The organism is Methanobrevibacter ruminantium (assembly GCF_016294135.1).
GTDB lineage: Archaea > Methanobacteriota > Methanobacteria > Methanobacteriales > Methanobacteriaceae > Methanobrevibacter > Methanobrevibacter ruminantium_A.
Window position 1 is genome coordinate 1 of the sequence record NZ_JAEDCO010000064.1, and the last position, 4480, is coordinate 4480.

The window sequence follows — 4480 nt, forward strand, 5'->3', positions numbered from 1 at the left end:
GGAAGTGAAGAGCTTCCAGCAACTGAAGATAGTCCTGCTTATCAAGTGAATAATTCTTTAGAATAAGTTAATTCTTATTCTCTTTTTTTATTTTTTTTACAATCTTTTTTTACAAAATTTTATATTCAATTAATTTTATATTATATTTTATAATGTAATTGAGGTTATTTAATGAAAGAGCTTTATGTAGTTGCCGCTATTATAAAAAAAGACAATAAAATATTAGCTACCCAAAGAGGATACGGAGAATTTGAAGGTCTTTGGGAATTTCCTGGCGGCAAGATAGAAGAGGGTGAGACCAAGGAAGAAGCTTTAGTTCGTGAAATAAAGGAAGAATTAAATGCTGATATCCTAGTTGAAAAATTTGCCTTAGATCTAGAATGGCAATACCCTAATTTTTACCTTTACATGTCTTGCTTTGAATGTGTTTTAGAAAGCGATATTGAGCTATTGGAACACATGGAAGCTAGATGGCTATCTTTAGATGAGCTTGATTCAGTGGAATGGATTCAAGCTGACATTAAGGCCGTAAATTACATTAAAGAATCATTAACTTTCTAATTTTTTGGTGTGCAAATGAACAAAGATATAGATAAAATCATCTTGGAAGGGGCAGAGACTGCTTTTATCAATGGAGATTATGAGTCCTCTTCAGAATATAGGCCAAGACTATTGGTTAACAGTAAGGGCCATAAGGTCTTGAATTCAATTAAAGATGAATTAAACAACTGTGAAGAGTTCTATATTAGTGTTGCATTTATCACCATGGGAGGCCTTACTCCACTTTTACAAGATCTAAAGGAGCTTGAGAAAAAAGGAGTTAAAGGAAAAATTATCACTACTGACTATTTATTTTTTACAGAGCCTGAAGCTTTAAGAAAGCTCAATGATTTATCAAATCTTGAAATAAAATTGTATGAAACGGATGAGACTGATGGTTTTCATACTAAAGGATATATTTTTAAGAATAATGATATTTATAAGGCCATTGTAGGTAGTTCTAACCTTACTTTAAATGCTTTAACAATCAATAAGGAATGGAACATTGGATTTTCTTCCCTCTACGATGGAGAAATTTTAAAAAGTTTAATTGAAGAATTTGATGATCTATGGAAAAAATCTTCAAATATAGATGATATCATAGTGGAATATGAAAATATTTATAATTATAAAAAGAACTTTAGAGATTTCAATAGAGATTATAAGGAAATCAAAGAAGAGACAGAAGAAGAGTTAGCACCAAATTCCATGCAGAGAGACTTTTTGAAAGAACTTAGAACTCTAGTTTTAAATGGGCAAGACAGGGCTCTTCTTGTATCAGCTACTGGTACTGGAAAGACTTATGCAGCAGCATTTGCTGTAAAGGATTTTGCCCCAAGGAAATTCTTATTCATAGTTCACAGGGAACAGATTTTAAATCAGGCCATAAAATCATTTAAAAGAGTTTTCAATGGTGAAGATGATAAATTTGGCCTTCTTTCAGGTAATTCAAAGGAATATGAAAAGGATTATTTGTTCTCAACTGTACAAACCATGTCTAAGGATGATGTCTATACAAAATTTGATCAAGATGAATTTGATTTCATTGTCATAGATGAAGTTCATAAGGCGGGAGCTTTCAGTTATAAAAAGCTATTGAACTATTTTAAACCTCAATTCTGGCTTGGAATGACAGCTTCACCTGATAGAACAGATGGTGAGAACATTTATGAATTGTTTGATTATAATGTGCCCCTTGACATCAGGCTTCAGGATGCTTTGAAAGAGGATTTATTATGTCCTTTCCATTACTTTGGAATAAGTGATTTAACTGTAAACGGTGAAGTCTTGGATGATGAAAGTGATTTCAGATATTTGGTATCCAATGAACGTGTAAATTACTTACTTGAAAAGTCTGAATATTACGGCCATACTGGAGACAGGTGCAAAGCCCTTGTATTCTGCAGCACTAAAAGAGAAGCAAGAGAATTGGCGGATGCGTTTACACAAAGAGGCCATGATTCAGTATTTTTAAGCGGTGACAATAGTCAAGATGAAAGAGAAGAAGCTATTTATAGGCTGACAAGTGATGATGCAAGGGATCCAATTGAATATATTTTCACTGTAGATATTTTTAATGAAGGAGTAGACATTCCAGAAGTCAATCAAGTGTTGCTTGTTAGACCTACTCAATCTTCAATTATTTTCATTCAGCAATTAGGAAGAGGGTTACGTAAATTTAAAAACAAGGAATATGTTGTTATAATTGATTTCATTGGAAATTACAAGAACAATTTCCTGATTCCAATTGCTTTATCCGGGGACAGAACTTATGATAAGGATAATATTCGCAGATACCTAATGGAAGGATCCAAGATTATTCCCGGACAATCCTCCATTAGCTTTGATAGCATATCCAAAAAGAGAATCTATGAAGCTATTAACAATACAAACTTTTCCAGAATTCCTTTATTTAAAGAAGCTTATGAAAACCTTAAATTTAGGCTTGGAAGAATTCCTTATTTATGCGATTTCTATGAAAATGGAGAACTTGATCCATCTTTAATTTTAAGTCACAATAGTTTTGATACATATCATAATTTCTTGAAAAAGGTGGAAAAGGAATATAAAGATGAATTAAGCACAGAAGAAATCAGATATTTGAAATTCATTACAGATGTATTCTCTGATGGTAAAAGGCCTCATGAACTTTTAATTTTGAAATTGCTTATTTATAACAAGTTCTTCACTATAAGAAAACTAGAAGAATGCCTTAAGGGTTATGATATTGCAGATGATTTTAAATCCATTGAAAGTTCCTTTAATATATTCAATTTGGATTTCTTCATCACTAAAGATCAAGAGAAATATGAGGGTATTGAATTTTTCAATTTAGATATTCCTTTAACATTTATAGATGATAGTGGAAATAATTTTGCTAAATTTGATTTGTCTAATAGATTAGAAGAAAGATTTGAGATTTCTGATAAATTTAAACAGTTTTTATCAAATCCTATTTTTTATCGTCACGTTAATGACTTGATTGATTATGCTTTAAGTAAATATGAATACAATCATAAATTTACAGACGGTCATAATTTGACTTTATATGCAAAATATTCAAGAAAAGATGCATGTAGATTATTGAATTGGCCTCATGATGACAGTTCTACAATGTATGGATATAGAGTAAAACACAACACTTGTCCTATTTTTGTCACTTATGAAAAAGAAGAGGACATTTCAAGCAGCACTAAATATCAGGATGAATTTATCTCTAGAGATATTTTTAGCTGGATGACAAGGAGTAGAGTTAGATTAGATAGTCCTGAAGTTAAAAGAATTTTGGATGAAAAGACTGAAATCCATATTTTCGTTAAACACAGTGATGGAGAAGGTAAGGACTTCTATTATATTGGCCAAGCGAATCCTATATGCCATCGTGAAACTACTATTGATGATGATCATGGTAATAAGTTACCTATTGTTAATTTTAGGTATAAATTAGCTCACACATGTAAAGAAGAGATTTATAATTATTTTATGGATAAATTAGATGAGGAATAAAAGGAGTTAATTTTTGATATAATTTAATTAAGTTTATACTCAATTAAACGACATATATTCATAATAAATATCATTTTAATTTATACAGTCTTTATTTTACTTAAATTTAAATAAAAATATATAATAATTTATTTTCAACTTATAGATAAAATTATTTAAAACTTCCTTTTTCACCAAATTTTTTAAAAAAGTTGGATCAAAACTTTTATTTTCTCTCATCTTCCACCAAATTTTTTAAAAAAGTTGGAATATTATAATCATTTCGTAATTTTAAAATTTTTTTAAAAAAAATAGTTTATTCAAATTTCAGACGATTGAATATATTCTCCATATGTTCAATCGCTTCGCCCACTTCTTCTGGACTTATATCTTTAAATGGTTCATAATCCGCTTTTTTTCTCAAGTGAGCTAATCTTGTTAGATCTGATTTGACATTCTTCTCCCCAAAATTGTATAATGCATTTCTTACCTGCTTATGTTCACTAATTGCCTCTTTCTTGTTCTTGAAATTCCAAGGAGATTTTACTTTAAATTTTTTAACATCTCTAAGCCATAGTTGGCAATATAGAAATGAGCTATAGTATGCTCGATTGATTATGCTGGCATTGGCACACCATTCATTGCAATGTTTAGGTATCAGCTGACCCTTTAACATGAGCATTTGCATTGTAAACAGGTATAATTGATATTGAGGATATTTCCTTATATCCATAATATCACCTAAACAGGATGACTGCATTTCTGCAGTATTCATCAATTTTGGATTTCCTTGAAAATTCACCCATATGCTCATAAATTTCTGAAAGTGCTGAGTCCAGAATTTCCTTTTCACTCCCATTTAGCTTGTTGAAATAGTAGAGATAGTCTAAAGTTTCTATGTCCTGTTCCTCCACCAGTGTCATTTCACCCAGGAAATCATATTTTTTTACAAATC

4 protein-coding genes are annotated in these 4480 nt (G+C 30.5%); 2 read left to right on the forward strand and 2 right to left on the reverse strand.

Features of this window, described 5'->3' with window-relative positions:
- The first annotated feature begins 171 nt into the window (after positions 1 to 171).
- Positions 172 to 561: a (deoxy)nucleoside triphosphate pyrophosphohydrolase gene (locus VW161_RS08665; protein ID WP_304135558.1), complete on the forward strand. Its 390-nt coding sequence runs from the start codon at positions 172 to 174 to the stop codon at positions 559 to 561.
- 15 nt (positions 562 to 576) lie between these two features.
- Positions 577 to 3546 carry a DEAD/DEAH box helicase gene (locus VW161_RS08670; protein WP_325192942.1) on the forward strand — a complete coding sequence of 990 codons (2970 nt, stop codon included), beginning with the start codon at positions 577 to 579 and terminating at the stop codon, positions 3544 to 3546.
- 295 nt (positions 3547 to 3841) lie between these two features.
- Here VW161_RS08670 and VW161_RS08675 read toward each other — a convergent pair whose 3' ends face one another.
- Entirely contained in the window at positions 3842 to 4258 is a 417-nt protein-coding gene (locus tag VW161_RS08675) for a HEPN domain-containing protein (RefSeq protein WP_325192943.1), read from the reverse strand.
- A gap of 4 nt (positions 4259 to 4262) precedes the next feature.
- Positions 4263 to 4448, reverse strand: a complete 186-nt coding sequence (locus VW161_RS08680) for a hypothetical protein (protein ID WP_325192944.1) — start codon at positions 4446 to 4448, stop codon at positions 4263 to 4265.
- Between the last annotated feature and the right edge of the window lie 32 nt (positions 4449 to 4480).